The sequence below is a fragment of the Streptomyces sp. bgisy027 genome, from assembly GCF_057710365.1.
Genome location: NZ_JBYIVZ010000034.1, coordinates 55,940 through 82,896, shown reverse-complemented (window position 1 = coordinate 82,896; position 26,957 = coordinate 55,940). Strand labels below are relative to the sequence as shown.

Genomic DNA, 26,957 nt, shown 5'->3' with positions numbered 1-26,957 from the left:
GCGCCCCTCACCTCCCGGCGTTCATGGGAAGCCCGATGGCCGTCAGGGTGTTTCCCAGCATGCCGCAGGCGAAGAAGCTCGCGGTCTTGTCGGCATCAGCGCCCAGCTGCTGGTGCACGGTTTCCCAGATGCTCGTCCAGCCGGCCCGTACGACCTTACCGATCAGGTCATCACCTTGCGCCGCGGCGGCGTATCCCTGCATCTGCATCAGGAGAACTTCGGGGCGGGTCGACATCAGATGTGCGTGAGTGTCGGCCATCGCCTGAAAGGCCTGTTCACCGTCGTCCACCCCGTCGGCCGCCGTCTCGAAGGCCTGGCGGGTGTCTTCCACACTCCGCACCAGAGCTGCGACGAAGATCGCCTTCTTGTCCGGGAAGAGCCGGAAGAGATACGGCTGCGTGACCCCGACCCGCTTGGCGATCGACGCGGTGGCGGTGCCGTGGTAGCCCGTGCGCGCGAACTCGGCGATCGCCGCGCGAATGACGTTCTCACGCCGCTCCAGCGCACTGGTCCTGCCCATGACGTCATCCTTCCGCTTGAGGTTGCACGGTAAAACCGATCGGTTTACTGTAGTGGAAACCGATCGGTTTCGAATGAGTGCGGGAGTCCATGATGACGACAGATCTGCCGGTGGCACTCGTGACGGGTGCGTCATCCGGCATCGGGAAGGAAACCGCGCTCGCCCTGGTCGCAGCCGGATTCAACGTGGTCGGCACAGGCCGCGACACCTCACGCGTCACCCCGCTCGGCGGAGTGACGTTCCTCGACCTCGATGTCGCCCGTGACACTTCGGTCGCCGCAGCGGTCCAGGAAGTGAGCGAGCGGTTCGGGCGGATCGACGTCCTGGTCAACAACGCCGGCGTCGGCTCGATGGGTGCGGCGGAGGAAACCTCCGTCGCACAGGCCCGGTCCGTCTTCGACACCAACGTCTTCGGGGTCATGCGCATGGTGAACGAGGTCCTGCCGCACATGCGCGCTCAGCGACGCGGACGCATCATCAACATCTCGTCCGTACTCGGGTTCCTGCCGCAGCCCTACATGGCCGCCTACGCCGCCTCCAAGCACGCGATCGAGGGCTACACCGAGTCCCTGGACCACGAGGTCCGCGACCACGGGGTCCGGGCTCTCATCGTCGAACCCGCCTACACCAGGACCGGGTTCGAGGCCAACAGTGCGAAGCCCGACATCCCCCTGCACGCGTACGCGAAGCAGCGGCAGGCCGTCGACCGTGTGATGGCGGAGGCGGTCAGGGGCGGCGACGCCCCGGCCGTCGTCGCCAAGGCGATCGTCGCGGCCGCGACCGACAGGAAGCCGAAGCCGCGCTACACCGCCGGCCCCCTGGCCGGACGCGCACGCCTCCTGCGCCGACTCGCCCCCGCCGGGGTCTTCGACCAGCAGATCCGCAAGATGAACAAGCTGGCCGGCTGACACACGACAGCCACACCCCCGTGGATTCCGAACAGCTGACCCACCCCCACCAGACAGAGGACACCTTGATGCCAGAGCGCCATCCCATCCTGATCACCGGTGCCGCCGGCGAGATCGGCGGTGTGAGCCGCACGATGGTCGACATGCTGCTCGAAGAAGGGCACCCGGTACGGGCGTTCGTGCGCACCGACGACGAACGCGCGCACGCACTCCGCCAGGCCGGCGCCGATGTCTTCGTCGGTGACCTCCTCACCATCGCCGACGTGACCGCCGCACTGAAGGGGGTGCGGCGCATCTACTTCAGCATGAGCCTCTCGCCGTACTACACCGACGCCGTCAGCCTGATGGCCGCGGCGGCTCGGGCCCAGGGCGACATCGAGGTGTTCGTCAACATCTCCGAGTACGAGCAGTCGTTCATGACGTTCGAGAAGATGACCGCGCCGGAGGAGGAACGGCGCGCGTGGCTCGGCGGGCTCATCGCCGACTGGTCGCCGCAGCAGCGCGCCCACTGGGTCGCCGAGCGCGTGCTGGAGTGGTCCGGCCTGCCGACCGTCAACATCCGTGGCGCCATGTTCGTCGAGAACCCGCTGATGACCTGGCTGGCACTGGAACCGCTGAGCCGGGGCGAACTACGCCTGCCCTTCGGCGACCACCGGCTCGCGCCCATCGCGGGCTACGACGTGGCGGAACTGTGCGTGAAGATCCTCACCGATCCCGAGCCGCACATCTCCCAGTCCTACGACCTCAACGGCCCGGAGCTGAAGGACATGCACGGCTTCGCCGAGGACTACGCGGCCGTGCTGGGACGCCCGGTCACCTACGTCCCCGAAGACGTGGAAACCTGGAACACCACCTACGTCGACCCCGCCCTGGCCGCGCTCCCGCACACCGCCGAACACCTGAAAACCCTGACCCGGCTGATGGGCGGCGGCGGGTATCGCGGCACCACCGATCAGCTGCAAACCCTGCTCGGACGCCCGCCGAAGACCGTGCGCTGGGCGCTCGAGAACCACCCGCGCATCCAGAAACTGGCGACTCTTCTATGACATTGATCGCCTCCTGTTGGCCTGGACACGCGGGGGCGGAGCCGCCCCAGCGGGACCGCTAAGCGAGACGGCGAGGGTTACGGCCGCGTCGGCGCTCCGTACCGCCCTGAGAGCCCCCGGGTCAGTAGCCCGCAGATCTCCCCCCTGCGCGGTTGCCAGGTGGTTCGGGGGCGAGCGCAGCGGTGGGTCGGAGGGCACGTGTCGGCGCCGCCGACGAGGGATTGAGCGCGGGCTGCCGGGGCGCAACTCGCGTGGACAGGTCTTCGGATGTGGCTCGCTCGATCGCGCCGTGTGGTCGATGCGCCTTCCTGGCCGGTCGCCCGGGTGGCGGCGGATCAGCGCAGTCCGGCGAAGAGATCGTTCTCGGGAACGGCCGCGCCGGTGGCGTCCTGGACACGGAGGAAGGTCTCCATGCCCATCAGTTCGCCGAACCTCTCCTTGCCCATCTTGAGGAAGAAGATGTTCTCGCCCTGACTGGCGTGCGCGGCCAGCGCGTCGAACTTCTGGCCGCTGAACGCGGTCGTGTCCACCCATGTGGTGATCTCGTCGTCGGGAAGGCCGATCTCGGCCAGCGCGGCGGCCTCGGCAGGGTCCGGCTCCGGCATGTCCTCACCGAACTCGCGCATGATCTCGCCGAACCGCCGCATCCCCGAGCGGGGCATCGTCGTCCAGTACACCTTCGGCGTCAGCTCGGTCATCTCCAGCGCCGCCATCGTGATGCGGTGGGCCTGGATGTGGTCGGGATGGCCGTAGAAACCGTTCTCGTCATAGGTGACGACCACATCCGGCCGGTATCGCCGCATCAGTTCCGCAAGGCGGGCCGCGCCGTCCTCCACAGGGGTCCGCCAGAAGGATCCGGGGGCGTCGTTGCCCGGCCAGCCCATCATCCCGGAGTCGGCGTAGTCCAGCGTCTCCAGATCGCTGACCTTCAGGACGCCACAGCTCGCCTCAAGTTCGCGACGCCGCATTACGGCGACCGCCGCCGGATCGTGCCCGGGATCGCCGGGCTTGACACCTCCCGGCCCGTCACCGCAACCGCCGTCGGTACACGTCACGAGAACCGTGCGGATGCCTTCCGCCGCATACCGAGCAAGGACACCTCCGGTTCCGGTGGCCTCGTCGTCGGGGTGAGCGTGCACGGCCATGAGCGTCAAGGGCCGGTCAGCCATGAAACAGTCCTCCTGCAGAAATACATCTCTGTACGAGTGCGCGGCGGGCATACCGCGATCCCGGGGCCCGGGGCCCGGTGGGGTTGACGACCGTGTGGTCTCCGTGTTCCCCGCCCGTGTGGCGCCGGTCCCTCGGTCGATGCAACCGTGCCGACGGGACCGGCTGTTCCCGCCGCGGCGCTTGGCCTTACCGGCGTCTGCGGTTCAACGCAACGAGGTACAGGCGCGACCCGGTCAGCTTCTCTGCCGTGACCGCCCGTTCGTATGCTCCAGCGTTACTGGTCGGCGCCGAGCTGGTAGCCGGTCGCCGGGGTCCAGATCAGCGGCGGCCAGCCCTGCTCCGGGGCCAAGCACGCAGGGCGGCGAGCCGGAGCGGGCCCGACTGGGAGACAAGCCGCTGACCCTCACCCGCTGATGGAACTCCACATCCGCGGGTCTGGCCTCGAACAGCACGAACCGGACGGTGTCCGCACGCCGCCGGACGGCGTCACCCCGTCGCCATGAGGCGCGGGGCATGGCCTACTTGCTCGTCAGCATCCGGGCCAGTTTCTCGTCCATGTCGACCTTGCCGGTGTCCACGGCCTGCCCCACCCGGTCGAGCGTCGCCCTCACCCGTGCCACGTCTTCGTGCCCGGTTCCGCGCTCGTCCTGCGACAGTCGCGGTCACGCAGGCCCGGCACGCCCCGGCCGGCCGCTGCATGAAGGGGTGGCAGGCGGTGACCAGGGCTGAGTGCGGTGTCACTCTCGGTTCGGGAGCCGGGTTCGTCTCCCCTTGCCCCTCCTGGGCGGGCTGCAGGTCAGCGACGTGTTTTTCGGACGCCTGGTGTGCCGCCGGTGATGTCAGGCGCTGAGGGCGGTTTGCAAGGCGGAGGCCATCAGCTCGATGGCCTCCTTGGCGGCGGGTACCGGGCCTGTGTGCGTGAAGTAGTGGTCGACGCCTTCGAAGACGCGGTGGGTGACCGGAACGCCCGCGGCTTCCAGGGCCTTGGCGTAGGCGTCGCCCTCGGCCCGCAGGCGGTCGTACTCTGCGGTGATGACCAGGGCCGGCGGCAGACCGGCGAGGTCGTCTGCCAGGGCCGGCGAGACGAGGGGATGCAGGCGGTCGGCCGGGCCCGGGACGTAGGCGGCGGTGAAGATCCCTATGAGGTGGGGGTTGAGCAGCGGCTTGGCGATCGGCGACAGCTTGGTGGATGGGTCGGCGGCTTGGTCGAGCGGTGCGGAGTCGATGATCTGCAGCCGGGGCGAGAAGGTGCCACGCTCCCGTGCCGTGCGGCACACCGCGGCGGTGAGGTTGGCCCCGGCGCTGTGCCCGCCCACGGCGAGTCGCGAACCGTCCCAGTCGCCCGCCGAGCCGTTCTCGGCGACCCATGCGCAGACGTCGTACGCCTGCACAGCCGGGACGGGGAACGGCCTCTGTGGGGCGACGGCGTAGTCCACATTGATCACGACGCAGCCGGCCGTGGCGGCTATGTAGCGGCAGATGTGATCGTCCTGCTCAGGACGGCCCACGACGAAGCCGCCGCCGTGGAAGTTGACGTACACCGGGGCGGGGGTTGCCGTACCTGTCGGAGGGCGGTACACGGTGCAGGTCACCGGTTCGGCACTTGTCGGCACCTGGAGGGATTCGGTGCGCTTGGGGATGTCAGGGAAGCGCAGCTCCTTGTGTACACGGGTCATCACGCCGCTGAGCAGCAACTGGACACCTCTGGCCTGGATGCCTGGGCTGATGATCATGACCCCACCCGCGTTTCTGTAAGATTGAATTAACAGGTTTCCTGATAATGAGTCATCGCTTCGCGTCGCGCGATGGGCAGCGCAACACCGGCCGCTGTGCGCACCGCCCTGCGGCTGGCTGACAGATGCGCGGCGCACACCTCTACGGAGGTGGTGCGTGCCATGTACCACCCCGGCGGTGCGATGGCGCCCTACGACGCCTCGCCGTTGCAGCGCCGCTTCCGGGACGCCGACGCCGTCACCGCGAACATCCAGGTGAACGTGTCCATCTGGGAGACGACTGGCCGCGTACTGCTCGGCGAGTCGACGGACCTGAGCCGTCTCTGACAGGCCCCCGCTCAGCGACTGGTACGCCGACCTGGTGCTCACCACGCTGCCGTATGTCTTCTCATTCCCATGCGGCGGATCGGACGCCCGGAAGAGGTGGCGGAGCTGGTGGCGTTCCTCGCCTCAGACCGGGTCAGCTTCTGCACCGGGGCGGTCTACGACATCAGCGGAGGGCGGGCGACTTACTGAGAGCCTTGCGGGTCCACTCGGCTCACTGGCCGCATCGGGCCGGCGGACCAGTGAGGCGCGTTGCCCTCTGCCGGGGGTGAGCGGTGCCTCGACGCGCATACGTCCTGAACGGCTTGAATGAGGCGACCGACCGTGGTGAGCACGCGGACACCGAGAGGGAGCACGGCCCGCCTCCCCGGAGCTCTGTACGGAAGGGCCCGCAAGGCTTGCCGTGCGGGCCCTTCTCTGTCATCCCTTGCTTTTGCGGACGCACACGCCCTAGGGGAGTGCGTCCCGCCTCCCCGGTGGGAGATGGGTGGGAGACAAGTGGGAGATGATCATGGCGTGGTGCTGCAATCAGGCGCTAGGAAATGCTAGATGGAGCTACCTGTGCGGCCCGGGTTCAGCCCCCCGACTCGGCCGCGTGAGGACTCAGCACACCCACGCTGACCAGCACAATAATCACCACACCGAGCGCTACGCGGTACCACACGAACGGCATGAAGCTCTTGGTCGAGATGTACTTCATGAACCAGGCGATGACCGCGTAACCGGTCGCGAAGGCGATGACCGTGGCGAAGATCGTCGGGCCCCAGGAGACGTGGTCGCTCTCCATCGCGTCCTTGAGCTCGAAGAGGCCCGAGGCGAGGACCGCCGGGATCGCGAGGAGGAAGGAGTAGCGGGCCGCGGCCTCGCGCTGGTAGCCCATGAAGAGGCCGCCGCTGATGGTCGCGCCGGAGCGGGAGACGCCGGGGATGAGGGCCGCGGACTGACAGAGGCCGAAGATCAGGCCGTCCTTGACGTTCAGGCTCTCCAGCGACTTGCGCTGCTTGGCCGCGCGGTGCCGCCCGCCCGTCTCGTCGCGTGCCGCCAGCCGGTCGGCGATGCCGATGACGATGCCGACGACGATCAGCATCGTCGCGGTGATCCGCAGATCGCGGAAGGGTCCCTCGATCTGGTCCTTGAGCGTCAGGCCGAGCACACCGATCGGGATCGAGCCGACGATCACCAGCCAGCCCATCTGGGCGTCGTGGTCCTGGCGCATCTCCTTGTCGGTCAGCGACCGCAGCCACGCCGAGATGATCCGCCCGATGTCCTTGCGGAAGTAGATCAGCACCGCGGCCTCCGTGCCGATCTGAGTGATCGCGGTGAAGGCCGCACCGGGGTCCTCCCAGCCCGAGAACGCCGCGGTCAGCCTCAGGTGCGCGCTGGAGGACACGGGGAGGAACTCGGTCAGCCCCTGGACGAGTCCGAGGATGAGTGATTCGAACCAAGACATGAAAGTAGGGAGTCCAAGTGCTGATGGTGGCAAGGGGCGATGAAGGACACGCGTCGGCGGCGCAGTGATCGCGAGCGTCGAGGGGCAGCGTAGCGTCCCGCGATGACAGCTCCGGCACAGGGGCCGGGGCGGGCGCTCGCGACCCGCGCGTAAACCGGTGTTGACCTGCTGCGGGGCGGCCGCTTACGTTGCAGCCAGCGGAAAGCGCTTGCTGCATGCCTGCTGCGTTCCTGCAGCACGAATGCCTGTTGCGTTCCTGCAGCACGCGAAGCCGGTCACCCGTCGTTCGTCGTTCGTCGTTCCGGAGGAGTCCGATCACGCCCATGGCAACATCCGAGGCCCCTTCCGGTTCCGGCTCGCACCGGCCCCACCCCGCTCCGCTCGCCGGCCGCCGTGTCAGGGTCGCCGTGATCGGCACCGGCGCCATCGCGCGCGACTCGCACGTTCCCGCGCTGGCCGTGCTCGCCGAGGAGGGTGAGACGGAGCTCGTCGCCGCCGTCGACATCGACGCGGCCTCGGTCGAGTCCTTCAGTGCCGTCGCGGGCGGAGATCTCCACGGCTACACCGACCTCGACCGGATGCTCCAGGAGCAGCTGCCCGACCTGGTCGTCATCTGCACCCCGCCGACGCTCCACCGCGACCAGACCGTCGCCGCCCTGCGCGCCGGCGCCTGGGTGTGGTGCGAGAAGCCTCCGGTGCCGAGCCTCGCCGACTTCGACGCCGTCGAGGCCGAGGAGGGCCGGGACGGCGGCCCCTACGCCTCGATCGTCTTCCAGCACCGCTTCGGATCCGGCGCCCGGCACGTACGGCGGCTGCTGGCCGAGCGGGCCGTGGGCCGCCCGCTGGTCGCCCACTGCCAGACGACCTGGTACCGCGACGCCGCGTACTACGCCGTGCCCTGGCGTGGTCGCTGGGGGACCGAGGGCGGGGGCCCCGCGATGGGACACGGCATCCACCAGATGGATCTGCTGCTCGACCTGCTCGGACCCTGGAGCGAGGTACGGGCCATGGCCGGCCGGCTGGTGCACGACGTGGAGACGGAGGACGTCTCGACCGCCCTCGTGCGCTTCGCGAACGGTGCGATGGCGACCGTCGTGAACAGCGTGCTGAGCCCCGACGAGGTCAGCCGCATCCGCATCGACTGCGAACGCGCCACCGTCGAACTGACTCACCTCTACGGTCATCGCAACGCCGACTGGCGCATCACGCCGGCCCGCGACGTGCCGGCCGCCGAATCCGCCACCTGGCAGGACTTCGGCACGGACGTGCCCAGTTCGCATCTGGAGCAGTTGCGGGAACTGGTCGCGAGCATGCGCGCCGGACAGCGGCCGCGCAGCAGCGGCGCGGACGGGCGGACGAGCCTGGAGCTGATCGCCGCCCTGTACAAGTCGGCGTTCACGGACGCGACGGTGCGCGCGGGGGAGATCGGCCCCGGCGACCCCTTTCACTCGGCGATGCACGGCGGCGCGCCGGGCTGGGCGCCCGTCCCGGACGACCGGAGCGCGGCCGACGAGGAGGCCCTCGCGTGACCGGGCTGCGCATCGTCCACTCCTACGGCGACCGCATCACCGTGACCGACCCGGTCACCGGCGTCGAACTGCTGGCCTACGTCTACCGCGCGGAGGCGGCCTGGGAGGCGCCGAAGCCGTACGTGCACCCGCTGCGGACGCTCGCCGGTGACGTCGTCACCGATCACCGGCCCAACGACCACCGTTGGCACAAGGGCCTGTCGCTGACCGCGTCGCACCTGTCGGGGGCGAACCTGTGGGGCGGCAACAGCTACGTCCACGGGCAGGGGTACCTCGAACTCCCCGAGCGCGTCGGGTCGATGGCGCACGCCGGCTTCGACGAGGTCTCCTCGGCGGACGGCCGGGTCGTCATCGCCGAGCGGCTGACCTGGCATCCGCACAGCGGTGAACTGTGGGCCGACGAGCGGCGCCGGATCGAGGTGCACGACGTCGAGCCGGAGTCCGGCTCGTGGGCCCTGACCTGGACGAGCGCCGTGACGAACCGCCGTGCGGAGCCGCTGCGGTTCGGCAGCCCCACGACCGCCGGGCGGGAGATGGCCGGTTACACGGGCCTGTTCTGGCGCGGTCCGCGTGCGTTCCGCGGCGGCCGGATCGTCGCCCCGGACGGCGAGGGCCCCGGCCTGATGGGCGCACAGGCGCCCTGGCTCGCGTACTCGGGCGAGCACGACGGCAGCGACGGTCACGCGACCCTCCTCTTCGCGCACGCCCCCGAGAACGACCACGCCGGCGAGCGGGGCGCCCACCCCGCCCACTGGTTCGTGCGCGACGAGCCCTTCGCCGGTGTGGCCCCGTCCTGGGCCTTCCACGACGAGCTGGAACTCGCGCCCGGCGCCACCCTCACCCGTCGCTATCGGGTCGTCGTGGCCGACGGGGAGTGGGAGCGCGAGGAGATCACCAAGTACCTGGAGACGCATCCCTGGTGAGCGTCGGGGTGGCTGGTCCGACTCATGCCGCCGAAGTCCGATTCATGCCGCCGAAGGCCCCGCCACCGTCCATCCAGGAACCTGCGGATGGGCCGTGAGGTCCTCGTGGCGGACCGGGTCGCCGCAGGCCCGGCAGGTGACGACCGGGACCAGTTCGTTGCCGCAGACGTGCTCGATCACCATGGGGCGGTCGTCGTCGTGCCGCAGATGGCGGTCGCCCCATGCCATGAGGGTCATCAGGACCGGCTCCAGCTCCAGGCCGGCCTGTGTGGGCCGGTACTCGAACCGCTGCGGGCGCTCGCTGTAGGCCCGCTTCGTGAGGATCCCGGCGTCCACGAGGCGGCGCAGCCGGGTGGCCAGGATGTCGCGCGGGGCGCCGATGTTGCGTACGAGCTGGTCGAAGCGGCCGTTGCCCAGGCACACCTCGCGCAGCACGAGCAGGGAGTACTTCTCGCCGACGAGGGCCAGGGCGTCTGCGATGGAGCAGGGGCGCGGATCTTTGGTGGCGGCCATGCCGCTCAGTCTAAGGGGCGGGTTCGACTTTCCAACCGTATGGGTTTGATTTTCCAACCCTCCAGGTTATGGTGAGTTCGGATTTCCTACTCACTGGTAATCGCGCCGGTCACCACACCGGCCCACGCGCTGATCACCGCCCGGCGGCCAAGGAGGCCCGCACCATGCGTGACGCAGTCATCGTCGAAGCCGTACGCACTCCCCTGGGCAAGGGCAAGCCGAACGGCTCCCTCGCGCACGTCCACCCCGTCCAGCTCCTCGCCCACACCCTGCGCACCCTCGTCGAGCGCTCGGGCGTCGACCCGGCGCTGATCGACGACGTCATCGGCGGCACCGTCGACCAGGTCGGCGAGCAGGCCATGAACACCACCCGCTACGCCGCCCTGTCCGCGGGCTTCCCGGAGACCGTCCCGGCGACCACCGTGGACCGCCAGTGCGGCTCCTCGCAGCAGGCCGTGCACTTCGCCGCGCAGGGCGTCATCTCGGGGGCGTACGACATCGTCGTCGCGTGCGGCGTCGAGTCGATGAGCCGGGTGCCGATGTGGTCGAACGTGCCGCCCGGCAAGGACCCCTTCGGCCCCGGCATCGCCGAGCGCTACCCCGAGGGCCTCGTCCCGCAGGGCATCAGCGCCGAACTGATCTCCGCGAAGTGGTCGATCACCCGCGAGCAGATGGACGAGTTCGCCGTCTCCTCGCACCGGAAGGCGGCCGCCGCCTGGGAGCAGGGACTGTTCGACGCCGAGGTGGCGCCCCTGGACGGCGTCTCGCGCGACGAGTGCGTACGGCCGGGCAGCACCACCGAGATCCTCGGCGGCCTGAGGCCCGCCTACCACGACCCGGCGTTCGCCGAGCGCTTCCCGCAGATCGAGTGGAACGTCACCGCGGGCAACGCCAGCCCCGTCAACGACGGCGCCTCCGCCGTCCTCATCACCTCCGGTGAGACGGCGGCCCGCCTCGGCCTGCGCCCCCTCGCCCGGCTGCACAGCTTCGCCGTCACCGGTTCCGACCCCCTGCTGATGCTCACGGGAGTCATCCCGGCGACCGAGAAGGTGCTGCGCAGGGCGTCGCTGTCGCTCGGCGATATCGACCTGTTCGAGGTCAACGAGGCCTTCTCCAGCGTCGTGCTGGCCTGGCAGCAGGAGACCGGCGCCGACCTCGCCAAGGTCAATGTGCACGGCGGCGCGATCGCCCTCGGCCACCCGCTCGGCGCGAGCGGCACCCGGCTGACGACGACCCTGGTCCACGCGATGCGCGAGCGCGGCGCCCACTACGCGCTCCAGACGATGTGCGAGGCGGGCGGGCTCGCCAACGCGATGATCGTCGAGTCGGTCTGACGGCCGGGCCGCCTACCGGCCGGGAGACCGCTCAGCGGCGGCGCAGGTGGTGGCGCTTGCGCCAGGCCACCACTGCACCCGCGAGCGCCGGCAGCGTGATGGCGGCCACCGCGATCAGGAAGACCGGGGACGTGGGCTGCGAGGCCCGGGCGCCGGCGACGACGTACGCGCCGATGTTGGGGATCGAACCGAGCGCCGTGGCCAGCAGGAAGGGCAGGTAACCCATGCGGGAGACGGCGGCGGCGTAGTTCGCGGCCCAGAACGGCACGCCGGGGAAGAGCCGCACCGCCAGCATCGAGCGGAAGCCGTGCCCGCTGAACTGCTTGTCCGCCGCCTTCAGCAGCCGTCCGCGCAGCAGCGGGCGCAGCGCGTCCTGGCCGAGCGTCCGGCCGAGCGTGAAGGAGATCGCGGCGCCGATCACGGTGCCGGCCATGGCGGCGCCCATGCCCAGAGCCGAGCCGAAGAGCGCGCCCGCCGCGAGGTTCAGCAGCGGCCGCGGCACGAACGCCACGGTGATCAGGCCGTACCCCACGGCGAACAGCACCACCGCGACCGGCCCGCCGACCTGGGGCGGCCAGCCGTCGGCCAGGAGCTTGTGCGGCTCGAAGAGCAGCACGGAGGTGGCGGCGGCCGCGAGCAGCATCAGGAGCAGAGACAGCCGCGACCAGGGCGAGAGCAGCGCTCTCCCGCAGCGCGCGGAGAAACCCGCGGCCACGGGCGCCGGTACGGGCGCGGTGACGGCGAGTTCGCCCACGGCGGCCGGCGGCGAGGCCGTGGCGGTGCCCCCAGAGCGGGTGGTGGCATCGTCGAGCATTCGGCGACAGTAACCGACGAAGATGATTGATCGCCGTATGGTTCGTCTCATGGGCGTCACAGGTACGGGAACACTGGAAGCTCCGCGCAGTGCCCTGGCCGACACGGTGCTGGCGCGGCTCGTCCAGGCCTACGCCGAAGCGGCCGACCCGGAACGTGCCGTGGCCATGCGGGCGTACATGAAGGACATCGCCCCCTTCCTGGGCCTCACTACGCCGGTGCGCCGCGCCCTCACCCGCACCGTTCTGCAGGGCACACCCCGTCCCGACGAGGCCGACTGCGTCGCGGTCGCCCTGCGGTGCTGGGGGCTGCCCGAGCGTGAGTACCACTATTTCGCCGTCGACTATCTGCGCCGGCACGTGACGCGCTGCTCCTCCGGTCTCCTGCCGGTGGCCCGGCACCTGATCGCGACCGTCTCCTGGTGGGACACCGTCGACCTGCTCGCCGCCCACGTCGTCGGCGGACTCGTCACCGCCGATCCGAAGCTCACGGCCGACATGGACGCCTGGATCGCGGACGACGACCTGTGGGTCGCCCGTGCGGCCCTGCTCCACCAGCTGCGCCACAAGGAGCGCACCGACACCGACCGCCTCTTCGCCTACTGCCTGCGCCAGTCCGGCCACCCCGACTTCTTCGTCCGCAAGGCGATCGGCTGGTGCCTGCGCGAGTACGCCAAGACCGACCCGGCGGCCGTACGGGACTTCCTGGCACGCGAACGCGGCCGGTTCGCGCCGCTGTCGGTGCGGGAGGCACTGAAGAACATGGGGGTGTAGGGCCCGAACTCACCGTCCGCGGAAAACCATTCGACGTCGGTCAACGCGTCGACGATGATCGACCTCATGTTCCGGCACGCCTTCGTCCTCGCAGCATCCGCAGTCGCGGATGCTCCGAAGGCTGCCGTTCCGGTCCTCCTGGCCGCAGCCGACGGCGCCCGAAGCTGACCCTCTCCGGAAAGTCCGGCGGACCCCGCAGGGGGAGGGTCGGCAAGTCCTTGGGGTCCCCCTCTCCCTGGCGGAGACATCTGCAGAGACTTCGAGGTACAGCCATGTCCAAGACGGCATACGTGCGCACCAAGCCGCATCTCAACATCGGCACCATGGGCCATGTCGACCACGGCAAGACCACCCTGACCGCCGCCATCACCAAGGTCCTCGCCGAGCGCGGTTCCGGCACCTTCGTGCCCTTCGACCGCATCGACCGGGCGCCGGAGGAGGCCGCCCGCGGCATCACCATCAACATCGCGCACGTCGAGTACGAGACCGACACCCGTCATTACGCGCATGTCGACATGCCGGGCCACGCCGACTACGTCAAGAACATGGTCACCGGCGCAGCGCAGCTGGACGGGGCGATCCTCGTCGTGTCCGCGCTCGACGGGATCATGCCGCAGACCGCCGAACACGTCCTGCTCGCCCGGCAGGTGGGCGTCGACCACATCGTCGTCGCCCTCAACAAGGCCGACGCGGGGGACGAGGAGCTCATCGACCTCGTCGAGCTGGAGGTCCGCGACCTGCTCTCGCGGCACGGCTACGGCGGTGACACCGCGCCCGTCGTACGGGTCTCGGGACTGAAGGCGCTGCAGGGCGACCCCCAGTGGACGGCGTCCATCGAGGCACTGCTCGACGCGGTGGACACCTACGTCCCGATGCCGGAGCGGTACGTGGACGCGCCGTTCCTGCTGTCCGTCGAGAACGTGCTCACCATCACCGGCCGGGGGACCGTGGTCACCGGGGCCGTCGAGCGGGGCACCGTGCGGGTGGGCGACCGGGTCGAAGTGCTCGGCGCCGGGCTGGAGACCGTGGTCACCGGCCTGGAGACGTTCGGCAAGCCGATGGACGACGCGCAGGCCGGGGACAACGTGGCGCTGCTGCTGCGCGGCGTCCCGCGGGACGCCGTCCGGCGCGGGCACGTGGTCGCGGCGCCGGGCAGCGTGATGCCACGCAGCCGGTTCACCGCGCAGGTGTATGTGCTCTCGGCCCGTGAGGGCGGACGTACGACGCCTGTCGTCACCGGGTACCGGCCGCAGTTCTACATCCGTACGGCGGACGTGGTGGGGGACATCGACCTCGGTGAGGTGGGGGTCGCGCGGCCCGGGGAGACGGTCACGATGACCGTGGAACTGGGGCGGGAGGTTCCCCTGGAGCCGGGGCTCGGGTTCGCCATTCGTGAGGGTGGCCGGACGGTGGGGGCGGGGACCGTGAGCGCCGTCTCGTAGGGGGGTGCCGGGTGCGTGGGGGACTGCGGGGCCGTCGTGGCTGGTCGCGCAGTTCCCCACGCCCCTTCGTGGCGCCTCCCCCGGGCACAATGGGAAGGTGAACGAGCCCATACCCGTCACCCGGCCCGTCGACCACGGCATCGCGAAGCTGATGCCCGACGTCGACCGGAAGCGGGCCTGGTTGCTGACCGTCGACGGGGCGCCTCAGTCGTACGTCGATCTCGACGAGCCGGAGTACCTGGAGTTCGAGTACGCCCGGCGGCTCGGGCACGTGCTGGACACCGTCGCCGAGGCAGGCCGCCCGCTGGACGTGCTGCATCTCGGGGGCGGGGCGCTCATGCTGCCCCGGTACGTGGCCGCGACCCGGCCCGGCTCGCGGCAGGACGTCGTCGAGGCCGACCGCGGGCTGCTGGAGCTGGTCGTCGAGCATCTGCCGGTTCCGGAGTCGGCCGGCATCCGGCTGCACGGCGGCGACGCACGCGCCTGGCTGGAGGCGGCACCGGACGACTCGGCCGACGTGGTCGTCGCCGACGTCTTCGGCGGGTCACGGGTACCGGCGCATCTCACGTCGGTCGCCTACATCCGTGAGGCGGAGCGGGTGCTGCGCGGGAGCGGTGTCTATCTCGCCAACCTCGCCGACGCCGCTCCCTTCGCCTTCCTGCGTTCGCAACTCGCCACCTGCGCGACGGTGTTCGAGGAACTCGCGCTGATCGCGGAACCGGGCGTGCTGCGCGGGCGGCGGTTCGGGAACGCGGTGCTGGTGGCCGCGCACCGGCCGCTCGACACGGCTGCCCTCGCCCGGCTCATGGCCGGCGACGCCTTCCCGGCCCGGGTCGAACACGGCGCCGCCCTGCGGGAGTTCACCGGTGGGGCGGGGCCGGTGCAGGACGAGGACGCGGTGCCCTCACCCGAGCCCCCCGACGGCGCTTTCAGTATCGGCTGAGCCGACCCGTTCGCCCGCGGACACGTGCTTGGTACGGCGGCGGAGGTTGCGCACGTCCGGCACGCACAGCACCGCCGCCGTGACGACGACCACCAGCGCGGCGCAGCCCCACAGTGCCGAGGTGCGCCCGAACACCGTCTCCGCCGGGCCGGCCAGGGCAGTCGCCAGCGGCACCAGGGCGACCGAGCCGAACCAGTCGTAGGCGGCGACCCGGGACAGTTTGTCCTCCGGTATCTCCTGATGCAGCACGCAGCACCCTCGCGAACGTAACCTCTTGGTATGGCTGACGACTTGGTACAGCGAGCGCACTGGGGGAACCTCGAAGGGCAGAACTGGGCTGGACTGGCCCGCTTGTCGACCGAGGAGGCCGAGGGTGAACTGTCTTCTGACGACAGGTTAGATGGCACCGCCCGGCCCCGGTTCATGACCGGCAGGGACATCAAGAGCACCGAGGAGCAGGAGAGGGACGGCCGCCAGTTCGTCGAGAGCCGAGGCGGACAGTACGTGTACACGTACATGGAGCCGGATACGTCAGCGTGGAAGCGCAGGCGCGTACGTCTGCCCGACGGAACCATCGGCTACCGCGTGGTCCGGCCCGTGTACGAGGGCGCGTTGGAGGACCTGAAGCAGGGCAAGGCCCCGAACGGCGAACGCATTGACGGACTGATCGTCTACGACATCGACCGTCTAACTCGCGACCCCCGCCACCTTGAAGACGCGATCGAAACCGTGGAGCACCAGCACCGGCCGATCATCGACATCACGGGCACCTTGGACCTGTTGACCGACAACGGGCGCGCCATGGCCCGCGTGGTCGTCGCCATGGCCAACAAGCAGTCCGCCGACACAGCCCGCCGGGTACGCCGCAACCACAAGGCACGCCGAGACCGGGGCATACCCGTGGGCGGGACACGCCCCTTCGGGTGGCAGGACGACAAGCGCACCCTCAACCCGGCCGAGGCCGAGCACATCCGCAAGGCCGCCAAGCGCATCATCCTCGGTACTGAGTGGCACGCGATCGTTGCCGACTGGAACCGCGAGGGGATCACCACGTCGAAGGGCAACCCTTGGACGTGGATCGCTCTCAGGGACATGATGCGGAATCCGCGACTGTGCGGGTACCGATCCCATGTCGTGATCGAGTTCGCCCCGGCGTCGGGCCGAGAGATCAGGCACCTCACGATCGCTCACGACGACGAGGGCAAGCCTGTAAAAGGGCAGTGGACGCCGATCTTGAAGGTCTCTGAGTGGGAGGCAATCCAAGAGATCATCGGAGATGGGCCGATGCGCGGAGGTGGCCACAACACCCGTGTCTATCTAGGCTCCGGCACCCTCCGCTGTGGCAAGGAGGACTGTGGCTCACCGCTGCGAGCGATGAAAGCAGCGCCGAGCCGAGGCAAACCCAAGGGGTACTTCTACTACGTCTGCCCGGCAAAGACGACGGGCAAGGGGTGCGGTGGGGTGAAGATCCCTGGGCCGGAGACGGACGACCTGATCAGGATGCTCGTCGTCGCGAAGTACGAGGAAGAGGCCAGCAAACGGCAGGCGGTCAAGGCGCCGCAAGAGTGGTCCAAGGAAGCCGAACTGGAGATCGTCCGAGAGGACATTGCCGATCTCAAGCAGGCCCGTCGTGCGCGGAAGATCAGCGCCGAGCGCTACTACTCGGATCTTGCCGAGTACGAGGCCGAGGAACAGCGGCTGAAGAGGGAACGTAACGCGTGGCAGCGCCGGACGCTCGCGGACCAAGGCGAGCCCGTGGACATGGCCAAGGAGTGGCACCGGGACGGGATCACCCTTGCCGAGCGTCGCTCGTACGTCGCGCGAACGCTGACAGCCTTGGTCGTGCTGTCTGTGGGGAGTGGGCGCCGAGTGCCCTTGCGTGAGCGTCTGGTTCCTGTGTGGGCCGAGGAGTAGCACCGGGAGGAACGAGAGCCCGTCACCTCGTACGGCGATGGTGGCGGGCTCCATCGCGTGTGCAGACGTCCACGCCCAACGCGGCGTTCATCCGGCGCCACTGAGCATCAGACCAGCCAGGGGACTTGCGCGCGTGTGCTCGTGCCCAAGCCATGTCCTGATCTTCATCAGCGCCGCTCGGGTGCCCCACTCAGCCGCCCCCTCTCAGCGGCCCACACTTCCCGGGCCATCTCGCGATTCGCGGCGAGGTCCTCCGCAACCCCCGCCGCCAGGAGCGCAGCGCCGGGGGTGTGGCCGGAGCCGACGTACCGCCAATTCCGTTCGGTGGCGGCGTTCGGGATGTCGGCGTGGCCCATGTGGTGGGCCCGGTCGGCGCGCAGTGCCGCGTACGTCGTGGAGTAGGCGCGCGACTTGGTGAGGATGTGGCCCCGGAAGCCGAGCGTGTGAGCCCAGGCGCGAAGGTTCAGGGGCGCGTACTCGGGGAGGCCTCCGAGGCGCCAGCAGGCCCGCATGAGAGCGCGGACGTGCTCGCTCACGGGTGCCGACTCGATGTCTGCCCAGGTCGTGAGCGGGTGGTCAGTGCCGGCGCCTGTCTCGCTCGCTCCCTTGGTGACGTACTTGGCCACGTACGCGGCCACCGCGTCATCATCTGGCCCGTCACTGTCAGCGCGCAGCGTTCGAACATCGAGTTGGGCGCCCCAGCACAGCTCCAGCTCACCAACGGCCGGGCTATAGGGCGTGCAGACCAGGACCCGTCCGGCCGAGGCACGAACGGCATCGGTCAGTCGGTCGACGCTGTCCCAGGCCGGGGGTTCGTCGTCGGGCCCGTCCGGGCCGTCGAGGCGGACGATGACGTGCACGTGGACAGCAGCGCGCTTCTGGTACTCGGCGACGCGGGCGAAGGACAGCCGGGCATGCTGGGCGAAGCAGGACTGTACGAGGCCGACCGAGGAGGCGAGGCGCCGCCGTACGTCGATGACGAATCGGTCCCACAGCTTGGATGCGTGTGCGTGCCAGAGCACGTGGGCGGTGTAGTCGTAGCAGTCGGCGCACAGCGGTTGGCCAACGACGGCAGCGTCCGGGGCGTGGACGGTGCCGCAGCCGAGGGACCGTCCGTGTTCGCAAGTGCCGCCGTCGCGGCGGGGACGGCATAGCTCCCCGGCACGGTGGACCGGGCCGAAGGACGGGGCAGTCAGGGTGACGAAGAGCCGGGGCCGGTGCCGGACAGTCGCGGGGACGTTCTTGCCCCCGAGCAGGCCCGCGCGGACGAGGTGGAAGGTGTCTCCGGCGTGGAGGCGGGAGCAGGCCGGGCAGACGGTGGCGCGGCGGTTGCGGCAGCGGACGAGGAGGCGTTCGCCAGGTTCGTTGCGGGTGTCGTAGTGGCTCAGGATCTCGCCGGTTTCCGCGTCCAGGGTGGTGGTCGAGCCGGAGAGGTGGACGGGATGGGAGCAGCCGCCCGTAGCGGTGATCTGCTCCAGCCAGCGGGCAAACTTCGGATCTTGGGCGAGGCGGATGGCGTCGCGATCTGCTTCTGAGAGCTGACGCAGGCGCGCCGCGCGGTCGAGGGCGGCGCGCCTGTCAGCCGGGGTGAGCTCCGGGGTGATGGTGGTGACCTTCCGGGGTGGGCCGCCGAGGCGGCACGGTGATTGGGTGGTGGCGCGTTGTCGGTCATGGGGATCGCTCCCTTGCGTGGTCGGCGGGGTGGGGTTCAGCGGATGGTGCCGGTGCCCCGGCAGACGCGGCAGCGCCGCAGCCGTCCGGTCCAGGTCCTGCGGGCGCCGTCGCCCTTGCAGTGGGGGCACCTCACGCGAGGCATGGGCATGGCTCAGGTCCCTTTCTCTGCTCAGGTGTGGGAGAAGCCGTTGATCATCCAGGTGACGAGTTCGTGGGCGGTGAGGCCCACGGGGGTCTGGCCGAGGTAGAGGCCGAAGAGGCCGACGCAGACCGCTTCCCAGGCGCGGACGTCGCGGGAGCGGACGAGGAGGACGGTGATGATTCCGAAGATCACCGCGAACGTGAACGCCGTGCCTTCGCTGATCACTTGTCGTCTCCTTCCAGTGCCGCGAGGGCGTGGGTTATGGCGGGCAGTTCCGGGGTCATGGCGGCGTGTTTCCGAGCCGTCGAGACGGCTTCCTCGGTCGGTGTGAGGTGGGAGCGGGCACGGTTCCATCCGCCGTCGGGGCCGGTGCAGACGGCCACGCCGCGTTCTTCCGAGGTGATCGACTGAGCGACGGCTACGGCGTCCTTGTTCAGGTCGCCCAGGGTCATCTCTGCCGTTCCGGGGTCATTGACGCGGTGGCAGATGCGGCCGCCGAGCTGGGCCCGCAGGGCGGTGACGCCGGGGCCGAGGTCGGAGCCGACCCGCTGTCCGGCTACGACCAGGTGCAGGCCGAGCGCCGCTCCGAGCTGGGCCAGCCGCAACAGCAGGGTGGAGCACTGTTCGGCTTCCGCCTTGCTCTCGCGGGTGCCGTCCGAGAGGTACAGTTCCGCGATCTCGTCGACGATCACGACGACTGGCACCGGCCGAAGCTTGTCGGGCAGTTCCCAAACAGAGCGGACTCCGGCCGACCTGCACGCGCTCATCCGGTCCTGCATGTCGACCACCAGGGCGGAGAGCACGGCGACCGCTTCGCGTCGGCAGGTCGCCAGCGCGCTTAACCGTCCGGCGAACAGGCCGAGTTCCATGCCGCCCTTGCAGTCGATGCCGACGAGGGCGACGGGCTGCCCGGCGAGTTGGGTGATGAGCCGGGCCAGCAGGGTGGACTTGCCGGAGCGGGTGGCCCCGGCGATCAGCCAGTGCGGCACGAGCCGCAGGTTCATGACCCAGGCACCGCCGCTCTCCAGGACGCCGATGAGCGCGGAGAGGAGTTCGGCCGGGGCCGTGGCGAGGCCGGGCCGCTGAAGCGGGTCCGTGGCCGTTGCTGTCAGCAGCACGAGCCCGCGTTCCGGGGAGGTGACCCGGACCGCGTGGACCTTCCACGCGTGCACCAGGGCGTCAGCCGCCTTCATATACGTCGCCGGGGTCTGCCCCGCGTGGAGCCGCACCGTCACGGTCAGGCCCATCCGGGTGGCGCGGGGGAACGAGAAGCGGGGAGCCAGCGGCCGCAGCGGATCGCCCTTGACCACCACATCGCCGAGCAGGCCGCGCGGCGGACGACGGGATACGGCGAGGTCGTTGAGCATGGCAACCTTGCGCCAGGTCGCCATGACCCGGCACGCGGTGACCGGGTAGCCGACGAGGTACCAGTGCCAGACCGGCCGATGCCGACGCACCAGGTCACCGACGACGAACGCCCAGGCCAGCGCGGCCAAGCCGAGGGCGAGCAGGATCGGCCCCATCACGCGTCACCGCCCTTCCCCTGCACCGGGGTTCCGTGAGCGGGCGTGATCGTGTCGGCGCGGAAGCTGACGCCGTTGCGGTCGCCCATCGACCAGACGAACGCCGTCAGTCCGGTGACCTTGACGACCTGGCCCGGCTCGATGCCCTTCGGTTCGCCACTGACGGCGATCTCGATGACGGAGATACGGCGCCCGTCCGGCCGCACTGTGACGGCCACGGTGTAGACCGGATTGCCGTCACGGTCCTTCTTCACCTCCTGTGTCTCGGAGTTGCTGAACTTCACCTCAGGCGCGTTGGCGCACCGCAGTACGCCGAGCCGCGCCGTGTCCACGGGAATGGACTGCATTGCTTTGGCCTCCTTGGCCAGTAGGGACACCAGCTCTGATGCTGACGTCACTTGTCCTTACGAGTTACGACTATGAAGTCCTGTACGGCGAGAGCGCAACTACTTATGCTGACGAGTGATGTCGCGCGTGCGACGTGACTACGACCTCAACCCGGAGATGCCGAGATGTCAGAGATCCAGCGCCCCGGAGCCCTCTACCAGCAGGTGGCCGCCGCGATCCGAGAAGCGATCCTGTCCGGCGAGTTCGAGCCCGACTCCCTTTTGCCATCCGAAGCCCAGCTCATGGCCCGCTACGGCGTCTCCCGCCCCACGGTCCGCAACGCCATCGCGGCACTGCGTGCGGAAGGCCTGATCGACGTCCGCCACGGCAAGGGAAGCTTCGTACGCTCCAGCGGGCAGCCCGTACTCACCATCGAGCGCCGCATCAGCCGCACCGCCGAGGGCAAGTTCGTCATGCCCAACGGCGACATCTGGCAGGAGGCCGAAGAGCCGAGCACCTACCGCACCCACACCACGAAGGCCACCGGCCGACTCCTCCAACTCGACGAGGAAGAAGCCCTGTTCGGATGCGACCGATTGCTCATCGATCCAGGCACCGGCACGCGTGCGATGCACCGCACGCTGATCCCCTTCGAGGCCGCGGGCGGCATCCGGATGCTTGCCGAGGAGCCCCGCACGCGCCCAGCAGCCATCTACCGCTTGCTGACCCAGGACGGCCGCAAGCTGACATGGACCGAGACGGTACGCGCCCACATGCCCCTGCCCGACGAGCGGACCGCCCTCAAACTCCCGGACGCGACACCGATCCTGCACATCGCCCGCGTCACCCACGACACCGACGACCGCCCGCTGTTCCTCGAAGAACTTCGCTTCGGCGCGGACCGTGCCGAACTCGCCTACCGGATCACCGCCGACAAGCAGTCCGCGCGACGCGCCCGCGCCTGACCAGCAACCGGCATCGGTCGAAACAGCCTTCACTTCCTCAAGGGCGCGCCTGCGGCGCGCCGGGGCGCCTGGCCGCCCCGGCCGGGCGTGCGGCGTGGCCGCCGATCCCGTCCGGACGCCCGACGCCCCCACCCGCAGCACGCTCAAGGAGTCGAGGCGTCGACCGGCCGTCGCAGGCCGGGGCGTGGTGGGCTGGGGGTCGACGGCCTCCGAGACTTTAGGCAGCTCCCATGGGGCGAGCCTCGAAGAACAGGGGGCCGATCGGGCTATTGCGGGCAGGTCCAAGGACTGCCCGATCCGCTGGCGAGCGTAAGGCCCCCTGTTCACTCGCCCCATGGCAGCTACCGCCCAAAGTCTCTGCGGCCGGCGACGTGCCCACGCGCACCGCTCACCAGCGGAAAAGCCCCTCACGCCGCACCACCGCCGCCATTCGCACGCGCCTCCAGGAGCCGGGCGAGCCGCTCCACCGCACCAGGCCAGCCCACGAAGCGGACAACCCCGCGCCCGTCGTCGTACGTCGAGCCGACGGCCCGTAACTCCGACAGCTCGAAGCCCGCAGCCAGAAACGCGCGGTTGAGCCGGTCGGCACTCTCCCTCGCGTCCCGCCAACCGGCGATGTAGTCGACACCAGACACCCAGAGCCCGAAGTCCGCGCCCGTCGCGTCGAGCCCGTCACCGATCCACTCATCATTAGCGCCAGTCACCGCGTCACTCCCGCTCTGGTAACAGATCGTCAACTCTCTTTGGCCCAGGGCGGATGCACAGCACAACGACCCCGGTACCATCAGGCACCGGGGATCGCTGTGTCCCCTCCCGGACCACCCCGGTTGCTGCCAGGCGCGGGGGTGGTCCGGTCTCGGTATGAGGTTGTGAGGCGTGGCCCCTGGGGCCGGGTGGGGATCCCGGCGGACAGTCCCGAGGAGCCACGCCCCGATCACCGGAGGATCTACCTCCGGCCCCTGACCGCCGCTCCCTCAACACGGGTGGGGCACTGGAGCGGCAGCCTGGAGATCATCAGGACGGGACGCGTCCGGCTCCGTCATCAAGATCGAAGCGGCACCAAACCGTCTTGCCTCCGCCTTGCTTCGGTGTCCACCACACCGCCGCCGCCATCCGCTGAGTGAGCATCAGCCCACGGCCACTGTCAGCCAGGACCGCCTCTGAGAATTCCGTCACCAACTCCGGCGAGTAGAAGTCACCCATGGGCAGCAGCGGGGGCGTTGAGTCCTCATCCGCAACCCCGATGAACAGCCACTTCGGGTAGAGCTTGAAGGTCACGTCGATGCGCCGAGCGCCGCCAGCATGGGCCAGGCCACGGTCCGGCACCACGTGATTCACGACGTTCCCGACCAGTTCCGACACGGCCAGCCGCGCGTCGTACATGACATCGTCCGGAACTGCACCGCGAAGGAACACGGACGTCGTGTCACGCGCAACGCGCCCCGTGCTGCTGCACTCGGCGAAGAGCGTCAGCGTCAGGAAGTGCCCGGAGGACGGATCCGGCACCACAAACCAGTGGGCGTATGCGTCTAACTCGCTGGCCAGGTCTTCCGGCCGCCGCACTCTCCTCGCACCCATGACACAGATCACCGACCCTGATCACGCCCGCCGAGGCTCTCCCGGCAGGGTGACCCGAGGCTGCACGCGATGCCTCTGCCGTCGCTCCCCCCACTTGGGGACCCCCCTCTTGGGGACCCCCAGGCCAATCGGGCACTTCCTGAGACCACTTGGGCCCCTCCACTGGGGAAAGCCCCTGGGTAGACTCGCCCGAAAGACGGGGCACGAAGATCGAAAGAGTAGAACGAACCAGTAGAGACGTCTGGTCAATCACGATGGGGAAGTGAGATGACCGTAGCCGCACCGACACCGGCCGCTCTGCCGCCTCACGTTCTGGAACGCGCAGACGTGCGGTCGGCAATCGCCAACCACGACTTCGGCGAAGTCTTCCGACTCGCCAAGATCCACGGAAACGTCAGCTACGCCAAGATCTCCGAAGCCGTCGGCTACAAGCGCGAGCACATCGGCAAGATGGCCCGCCCCGAGACCGACGGCATGGGCGTCCGCCCACGTATCACGCAGTTCCACAAGATCCTGGAAGTCGTGGACGGCCTACGCATCCCCGGCCATCTCGCAGGACTCTCCCCACGTCCGTGGGAGCTGGAGCAGTCGGCCAAGACCACCCAGCCGGAGGACCCGAGCACACTGATCGCGCAGGGCGGTGCAGGAATATGGGACATCGCCGAGATGCTGCGCCGCACCGAGATGTCGAGCATCAACAGCGCCGCCCTGGAGTCGATCGAAGAGGGCATCGACCAACTGGCCCGCGCCTACCCGTACGCCAATGCCGACTACCTGCACGAGCGCACCCGAAACGGCCTGAACTACGTCACCAAGCAGCTCGAAGGCCGCGTGACCCTGCGCCAGCACCGGGAACTACTCGTCGACGCCGGATGGCTTTTCCTGCTCAACGCGTGCGTCCAGTACGACCGAGGCCAGCGCGAGGCTGCCAATCTGAGCAAGGCCGCAGCACTCCGGATCGGTGAGGAGGCCGGGCACGGCGAGATCAAGGCATGGGCGTGGGAGATCGAGGCATGGTTCGCCCTCACCCAGAGCCGCTGGCAAGACATGCTCAACGCGGTCGAGGCCGGACACATGGCCGACCAGACACACTCCGTAGGCGTCCAGCTCTATGCCCACAAGGCCCGCGCCGCCGCGCGCATGGGAGACGCCCGCCTGGTCCGTGACTCTCTCGATGCCGGGCGCGCGAGGTTGGACCGACTTCCCAAGCCCGACCACCCAGAACATCACTTCATCATCGACCCGGACAAGTGGGACTTCTACGAGATGGACGCATACCGTCTCCTCGGAGACGACGAGCGCGCCGCCGCCCACGCCCGGTCAGTGATCCGCATCAGCACCGGCCCCGATGGGACCGAGGTCTCGCCCATGCGCGCCGCAGAAGCCCGCCTGACGCTCGGAGTCACCGCCGCCCGCATGGGCGAGATCGAAGAAGCCATCGGCATGGGCACCACTGCCCTGGAAGCTGATCGCAAGTCCCTCCCGTCCCTGCTTTTAGTCGCTGACGAGCTGGACAAGGAGCTACGTGCTAGGTACCCGCGCGAAGCCCGGACGCGCGACTTCCACGAACAGATCACGACCATCAAGCGAGGCGCCGCCAGGCCCGAGCTTCCCTTCTGACCCGACACCGCCGAGGCCCTCCTCAACAGGAGGGCCTCACATGTTCGCGGAGAGCAAAAGGTACATTCGCTGAGGTGTTGCACGGTCATCCAGGAGACGCCGAACACCTCCAGCGTCACGCCGGTCAGGAACATCACCGCACAGAGCACGGCGATCGGCACCGGTACGGCCAGCGCGGCGGAGGGCAGGGCGAGCGGGAAGACGCACAGGGTGCCGGCGAGCAGGAGGCGGCGCGGCTTCCAGCGGGTCATCAGCAGGGCGCCCGCGACGGTGCCCGCCCCGAAGAAGCCGAGCGCCAGGCCCCAGGGACCGGCCCCGCCCAGATGGTCCCGGGCGACCAGGGGGCCGTAGACGGCGTCGGCCGCGCCCACGACCGCGTTCGCGATGGAGAACTGGACGACGATGCCCCACAGCCACGGCCGTCCGGCGAACTCCCGCCAGCCCTCGCGCAGATCGGCGAGCATGCCGCCGCCGCGCACCCGCTGCGGTATGTGACCGACGTCGAGGAACGCCCGCATCGACCCGGCGACCGCGAAGGCCGCGGCGTCCGCCGCCAGTACCCAGCCGGGCCCGATCGCGGCCACCATGGCACCGCCCAGCGCGGCACCGCCGACCGCCGCGCCCTGCATCGCCATCCGGAAGACGGCGAACGCCCGGCTCGCCTGCTCGCCCTCGACCGACGACAGCAGCATGCCCTCGGCCGCCGGGCTGAAGAACGCCTGACCGGTGCCGCCGAGGGCGGTGAGCAGCATCATCTGCCACAGCTCGGCCTCCCCGGACAGGACCAGCACGGCGAAAGCCGCCTGCGAGAGGCAGTTCAGGGTGTTGGCCGCGACCATCACCCGGTGCCGGGGGAGGCGGTCCGCGACGGCGCCGCCGATCAGCAGGAACAGCACCAGCGGCAGGGTGCGGGCGGCGGCCACCAGGCCCACGTCGCCACCGTCGCCGCCGGCCTCCAGCACCGCGAACGCCGCGGCGATCAGCGCGCCGTGGCTGCCGAGGTTCGTGACGAACGCGGCGGCGGTCAGCAGGCTGTAGTTGCGGCCCGCCCAGGCGGGGCGGCCGGAGCGACGGCGGAGGTCGACGGGGGAGGTCACCGGCAGACTATCCCCGCCCCGGCGCCGATTTGCCAAACGGATTGCAGGTCAGGGGCTCGTCGAGGGCCGCTCGGGCCGCCTCCGTGTCGCTCTGGCGAGGGCGGCCGGGCAGCTCGCGCATACGACGCTCGTCACATCCTGCGCAGCCTGTTCCCAAATTCCTACTCATGGGTAACATGACCGTCATGAGCGCAGACCAGATGTCCATCGGCGAGATGCTCGCCGCCACCGTGCCCATGGCCCGGACCCTGAACCTCCAGTTCCTGGAGACCACGCCGGACAAGGCCGTGGTGGCTCTGCCGGACCAGAGCGAGTACCACAACCACGTGGGCGGTCCGCACGCCGGCGCGATGTTCACGCTCGGCGAGTCCGCCAGCGGCGCGATCGTGCTGGCCGCGTTCGGCGACCAGCTCTCGCGGGCCGTGCCGCTCGCCGTCAGCGCCGAGATCGCCTACAAGAAGCTCGCCATGGGTGCCGTCACCGCCACCGCGACCCTGGGCCGCCCGGCGGCCGAGGTCGTCGCGGAGCTGGACGCGGGGGAGCGCCCCGAGTTCCCGGTGACGATCGAGATCCAGCGTGGCGACGGTGCCGTCACCGGCGTCATGACCGTGGTGTGGACCCTGCGGCCGAACGGCTGAGTTCCGGCGGCACGTCGGTGAGCAGGGGCCCCGCGCGGGCCCCTGCGCTTTTCGTCCG

27 protein-coding genes and 2 pseudogenes are annotated in these 26,957 nt (G+C 69.7%); 14 read left to right on the top strand and 15 right to left on the bottom strand.

The genetic code is table 11. The annotated features are described in order from the left end of the window. Positions 1-7: 7 nt before the first annotated feature. Entirely contained in the window at positions 8-520 is a 513-nt protein-coding gene (locus AC3ETA_RS30655) for a TetR/AcrR family transcriptional regulator (RefSeq protein ID WP_432196129.1), read from the bottom strand. Between the two features lie 92 nt (positions 521-612). Between AC3ETA_RS30655 and AC3ETA_RS30650 the strand changes: the two genes are divergently transcribed. Together AC3ETA_RS30650 and AC3ETA_RS30645 are read left to right on the top strand one after the other, a co-directional pair. Continuing rightward, a complete protein-coding gene (locus AC3ETA_RS30650; RefSeq protein WP_432196166.1) occupies positions 613-1,428 on the top strand; it encodes an oxidoreductase in 816 nt (271 codons plus the stop codon). Between the two features lie 68 nt (positions 1,429-1,496). Continuing rightward, on the top strand, positions 1,497-2,474 hold the full coding sequence (locus AC3ETA_RS30645; RefSeq protein WP_432196128.1) for an NmrA family NAD(P)-binding protein: 978 nt from the start codon (positions 1,497-1,499) through the stop codon (positions 2,472-2,474). 335 nt (positions 2,475-2,809) lie between these two features. Here the strand turns inward: AC3ETA_RS30645 and AC3ETA_RS30640 are convergent, their stop codons facing one another. The 3 genes from AC3ETA_RS30640 to AC3ETA_RS30630 all read right to left on the bottom strand — a co-directional run bounded on the left by AC3ETA_RS30640 (position 2,810) and on the right by AC3ETA_RS30630 (position 5,377). Continuing rightward, a complete protein-coding gene (locus tag AC3ETA_RS30640) occupies positions 2,810-3,643 on the bottom strand; it encodes a PIG-L family deacetylase (RefSeq protein WP_432196127.1) in 834 nt (277 codons plus the stop codon). A gap of 519 nt (positions 3,644-4,162) precedes the next feature. After that, positions 4,163-4,255, bottom strand: a complete 93-nt coding sequence (locus AC3ETA_RS30635) for a DUF6192 family protein (RefSeq protein WP_432196126.1) — start codon at positions 4,253-4,255, stop codon at positions 4,163-4,165. 228 nt (positions 4,256-4,483) lie between these two features. Then, positions 4,484-5,377 carry an alpha/beta hydrolase gene (locus tag AC3ETA_RS30630; protein WP_432196125.1) on the bottom strand — a complete coding sequence of 298 codons (894 nt, stop codon included), beginning with the start codon at positions 5,375-5,377 and terminating at the stop codon, positions 4,484-4,486. A gap of 72 nt (positions 5,378-5,449) precedes the next feature. On the opposite strand from AC3ETA_RS30630, the gene AC3ETA_RS30625 reads away from it, so the two are divergent. Further along, complete coding sequence (locus tag AC3ETA_RS30625; protein WP_432196124.1) at positions 5,450-5,704, top strand: hypothetical protein; 255 nt, start codon at positions 5,450-5,452, stop codon at positions 5,702-5,704. Positions 5,705-5,722: 18 nt separating this feature from the next. Further along, complete coding sequence (locus AC3ETA_RS30620; protein ID WP_432196165.1) at positions 5,723-5,893, top strand: SDR family oxidoreductase; 171 nt, start codon at positions 5,723-5,725, stop codon at positions 5,891-5,893. 382 nt (positions 5,894-6,275) lie between these two features. On the opposite strand, the gene AC3ETA_RS30615 is transcribed toward AC3ETA_RS30620, so the two are convergent. Next, positions 6,276-7,151, bottom strand: coding sequence for an undecaprenyl-diphosphate phosphatase (locus AC3ETA_RS30615; RefSeq protein WP_432196123.1), 876 nt, complete (start codon positions 7,149-7,151; stop codon positions 6,276-6,278). A gap of 323 nt (positions 7,152-7,474) precedes the next feature. Between AC3ETA_RS30615 and AC3ETA_RS30610 the strand changes: the two genes are divergently transcribed. Together AC3ETA_RS30610 and AC3ETA_RS30605 are read left to right on the top strand one after the other, a co-directional pair. Further along, positions 7,475-8,680 (top strand): Gfo/Idh/MocA family protein, encoded by a 1,206-nt coding sequence (locus AC3ETA_RS30610; RefSeq protein ID WP_432196122.1) that lies wholly within the window; start codon positions 7,475-7,477, stop codon positions 8,678-8,680. Continuing rightward, entirely contained in the window at positions 8,677-9,603 is a 927-nt protein-coding gene (locus AC3ETA_RS30605; protein WP_432196121.1) for a DUF6807 domain-containing protein, read from the top strand. Before AC3ETA_RS30610 ends, AC3ETA_RS30605 begins: the two co-directional genes overlap by 4 nt. Before the next feature lie 42 nt (positions 9,604-9,645). On the opposite strand, the gene AC3ETA_RS30600 is transcribed toward AC3ETA_RS30605, so the two are convergent. Then, positions 9,646-10,116 carry a winged helix-turn-helix transcriptional regulator gene (locus tag AC3ETA_RS30600; RefSeq protein WP_432196120.1) on the bottom strand — a complete coding sequence of 157 codons (471 nt, stop codon included), beginning with the start codon at positions 10,114-10,116 and terminating at the stop codon, positions 9,646-9,648. A gap of 164 nt (positions 10,117-10,280) precedes the next feature. Between AC3ETA_RS30600 and AC3ETA_RS30595 the strand changes: the two genes are divergently transcribed. After that, positions 10,281-11,450 carry a thiolase family protein gene (locus tag AC3ETA_RS30595; RefSeq protein WP_432196119.1) on the top strand — a complete coding sequence of 390 codons (1,170 nt, stop codon included), beginning with the start codon at positions 10,281-10,283 and terminating at the stop codon, positions 11,448-11,450. A gap of 31 nt (positions 11,451-11,481) precedes the next feature. Here the strand turns inward: AC3ETA_RS30595 and AC3ETA_RS30590 are convergent, their stop codons facing one another. Continuing rightward, complete coding sequence (locus AC3ETA_RS30590) at positions 11,482-12,264, bottom strand: TVP38/TMEM64 family protein (RefSeq protein ID WP_432196118.1); 783 nt, start codon at positions 12,262-12,264, stop codon at positions 11,482-11,484. A gap of 49 nt (positions 12,265-12,313) precedes the next feature. Here AC3ETA_RS30590 and AC3ETA_RS30585 point away from each other — a divergent pair, with 49 nt between their 5' ends. The 3 genes from AC3ETA_RS30585 (at position 12,314) to AC3ETA_RS30575 (ending at position 15,421) form a co-directional block, all read left to right on the top strand. Beyond that, positions 12,314-13,036: a DNA alkylation repair protein gene (locus AC3ETA_RS30585; RefSeq protein ID WP_432196117.1), complete on the top strand. Its 723-nt coding sequence runs from the start codon at positions 12,314-12,316 to the stop codon at positions 13,034-13,036. Between the two features lie 272 nt (positions 13,037-13,308). Then, positions 13,309-14,478 carry an elongation factor Tu gene (gene tuf, locus AC3ETA_RS30580; protein WP_432196116.1) on the top strand — a complete coding sequence of 390 codons (1,170 nt, stop codon included), beginning with the start codon at positions 13,309-13,311 and terminating at the stop codon, positions 14,476-14,478. A 97-nt stretch (positions 14,479-14,575) separates the two neighbouring features. Beyond that, on the top strand, positions 14,576-15,421 hold the full coding sequence (locus AC3ETA_RS30575) for a spermidine synthase (RefSeq protein WP_432196115.1): 846 nt from the start codon (positions 14,576-14,578) through the stop codon (positions 15,419-15,421). On the opposite strand, the pseudogene AC3ETA_RS30570 reads toward AC3ETA_RS30575, so the two are convergent. Further along, positions 15,383-15,667: pseudogene (locus tag AC3ETA_RS30570) on the bottom strand (MFS transporter); the annotation flags it as partial. The gene AC3ETA_RS30575 and the pseudogene AC3ETA_RS30570 overlap by 39 nt on opposite strands. A 33-nt stretch (positions 15,668-15,700) precedes the next feature. On the opposite strand from AC3ETA_RS30570, the gene AC3ETA_RS30565 reads away from it, so the two are divergent. Next, positions 15,701-17,335, top strand: a complete 1,635-nt coding sequence (locus tag AC3ETA_RS30565; protein WP_432196114.1) for a recombinase family protein — start codon at positions 15,701-15,703, stop codon at positions 17,333-17,335. 167 nt (positions 17,336-17,502) lie between these two features. Here the strand turns inward: AC3ETA_RS30565 and AC3ETA_RS30560 are convergent, their stop codons facing one another. The 4 genes from AC3ETA_RS30560 to AC3ETA_RS30545 all read right to left on the bottom strand — a co-directional run bounded on the left by AC3ETA_RS30560 (position 17,503) and on the right by AC3ETA_RS30545 (position 21,021). Beyond that, complete coding sequence (locus AC3ETA_RS30560) at positions 17,503-18,882, bottom strand: replication initiator (protein ID WP_432196164.1); 1,380 nt, start codon at positions 18,880-18,882, stop codon at positions 17,503-17,505. Positions 18,883-19,178: 296 nt separating this feature from the next. After that, positions 19,179-19,376: a hypothetical protein gene (locus tag AC3ETA_RS30555; RefSeq protein ID WP_031486518.1), complete on the bottom strand. Its 198-nt coding sequence runs from the start codon at positions 19,374-19,376 to the stop codon at positions 19,179-19,181. Then, positions 19,373-20,674 (bottom strand): FtsK/SpoIIIE domain-containing protein, encoded by a 1,302-nt coding sequence (locus tag AC3ETA_RS30550; protein WP_432196163.1) that lies wholly within the window; start codon positions 20,672-20,674, stop codon positions 19,373-19,375. Before AC3ETA_RS30550 ends, AC3ETA_RS30555 begins: the two co-directional genes overlap by 4 nt. Continuing rightward, positions 20,674-21,021 carry an SCO3933 family regulatory protein gene (locus tag AC3ETA_RS30545; RefSeq protein ID WP_432196113.1) on the bottom strand — a complete coding sequence of 116 codons (348 nt, stop codon included), beginning with the start codon at positions 21,019-21,021 and terminating at the stop codon, positions 20,674-20,676. The genes AC3ETA_RS30550 and AC3ETA_RS30545 overlap by 1 nt, the downstream gene beginning before the upstream one ends. Positions 21,022-21,186: 165 nt before the next feature. Between AC3ETA_RS30545 and AC3ETA_RS30540 the strand changes: the two genes are divergently transcribed. Beyond that, entirely contained in the window at positions 21,187-21,966 is a 780-nt protein-coding gene (locus tag AC3ETA_RS30540; RefSeq protein ID WP_432196112.1) for a GntR family transcriptional regulator, read from the top strand. A gap of 407 nt (positions 21,967-22,373) precedes the next feature. Here the strand turns inward: AC3ETA_RS30540 and AC3ETA_RS30535 are convergent, their stop codons facing one another. Together AC3ETA_RS30535 and AC3ETA_RS30530 are read right to left on the bottom strand one after the other, a co-directional pair. Beyond that, entirely contained in the window at positions 22,374-22,670 is a 297-nt protein-coding gene (locus tag AC3ETA_RS30535) for a hypothetical protein (protein WP_432196111.1), read from the bottom strand. Positions 22,671-22,980: 310 nt separating this feature from the next. Beyond that, complete coding sequence (locus tag AC3ETA_RS30530; RefSeq protein ID WP_432196110.1) at positions 22,981-23,544, bottom strand: ATP-binding protein; 564 nt, start codon at positions 23,542-23,544, stop codon at positions 22,981-22,983. Between the two features lie 267 nt (positions 23,545-23,811). Between AC3ETA_RS30530 and AC3ETA_RS30525 the strand changes: the two genes are divergently transcribed. After that, a complete protein-coding gene (locus AC3ETA_RS30525; protein ID WP_488187650.1) occupies positions 23,812-25,164 on the top strand; it encodes an NsdA family TPR-like regulatory protein in 1,353 nt (450 codons plus the stop codon). Between the two features lie 74 nt (positions 25,165-25,238). Here the strand turns inward: AC3ETA_RS30525 and AC3ETA_RS30520 are convergent. Further along, a pseudogene (locus tag AC3ETA_RS30520) lies at positions 25,239-26,261 on the bottom strand (MFS transporter); the annotation flags it as partial. A gap of 200 nt (positions 26,262-26,461) precedes the next feature. Here AC3ETA_RS30520 and AC3ETA_RS30515 point away from each other — a divergent pair. Continuing rightward, positions 26,462-26,899 carry a DUF4442 domain-containing protein gene (locus AC3ETA_RS30515; RefSeq protein WP_432196162.1) on the top strand — a complete coding sequence of 146 codons (438 nt, stop codon included), beginning with the start codon at positions 26,462-26,464 and terminating at the stop codon, positions 26,897-26,899. Positions 26,900-26,957: the final 58 nt, after the last annotated feature.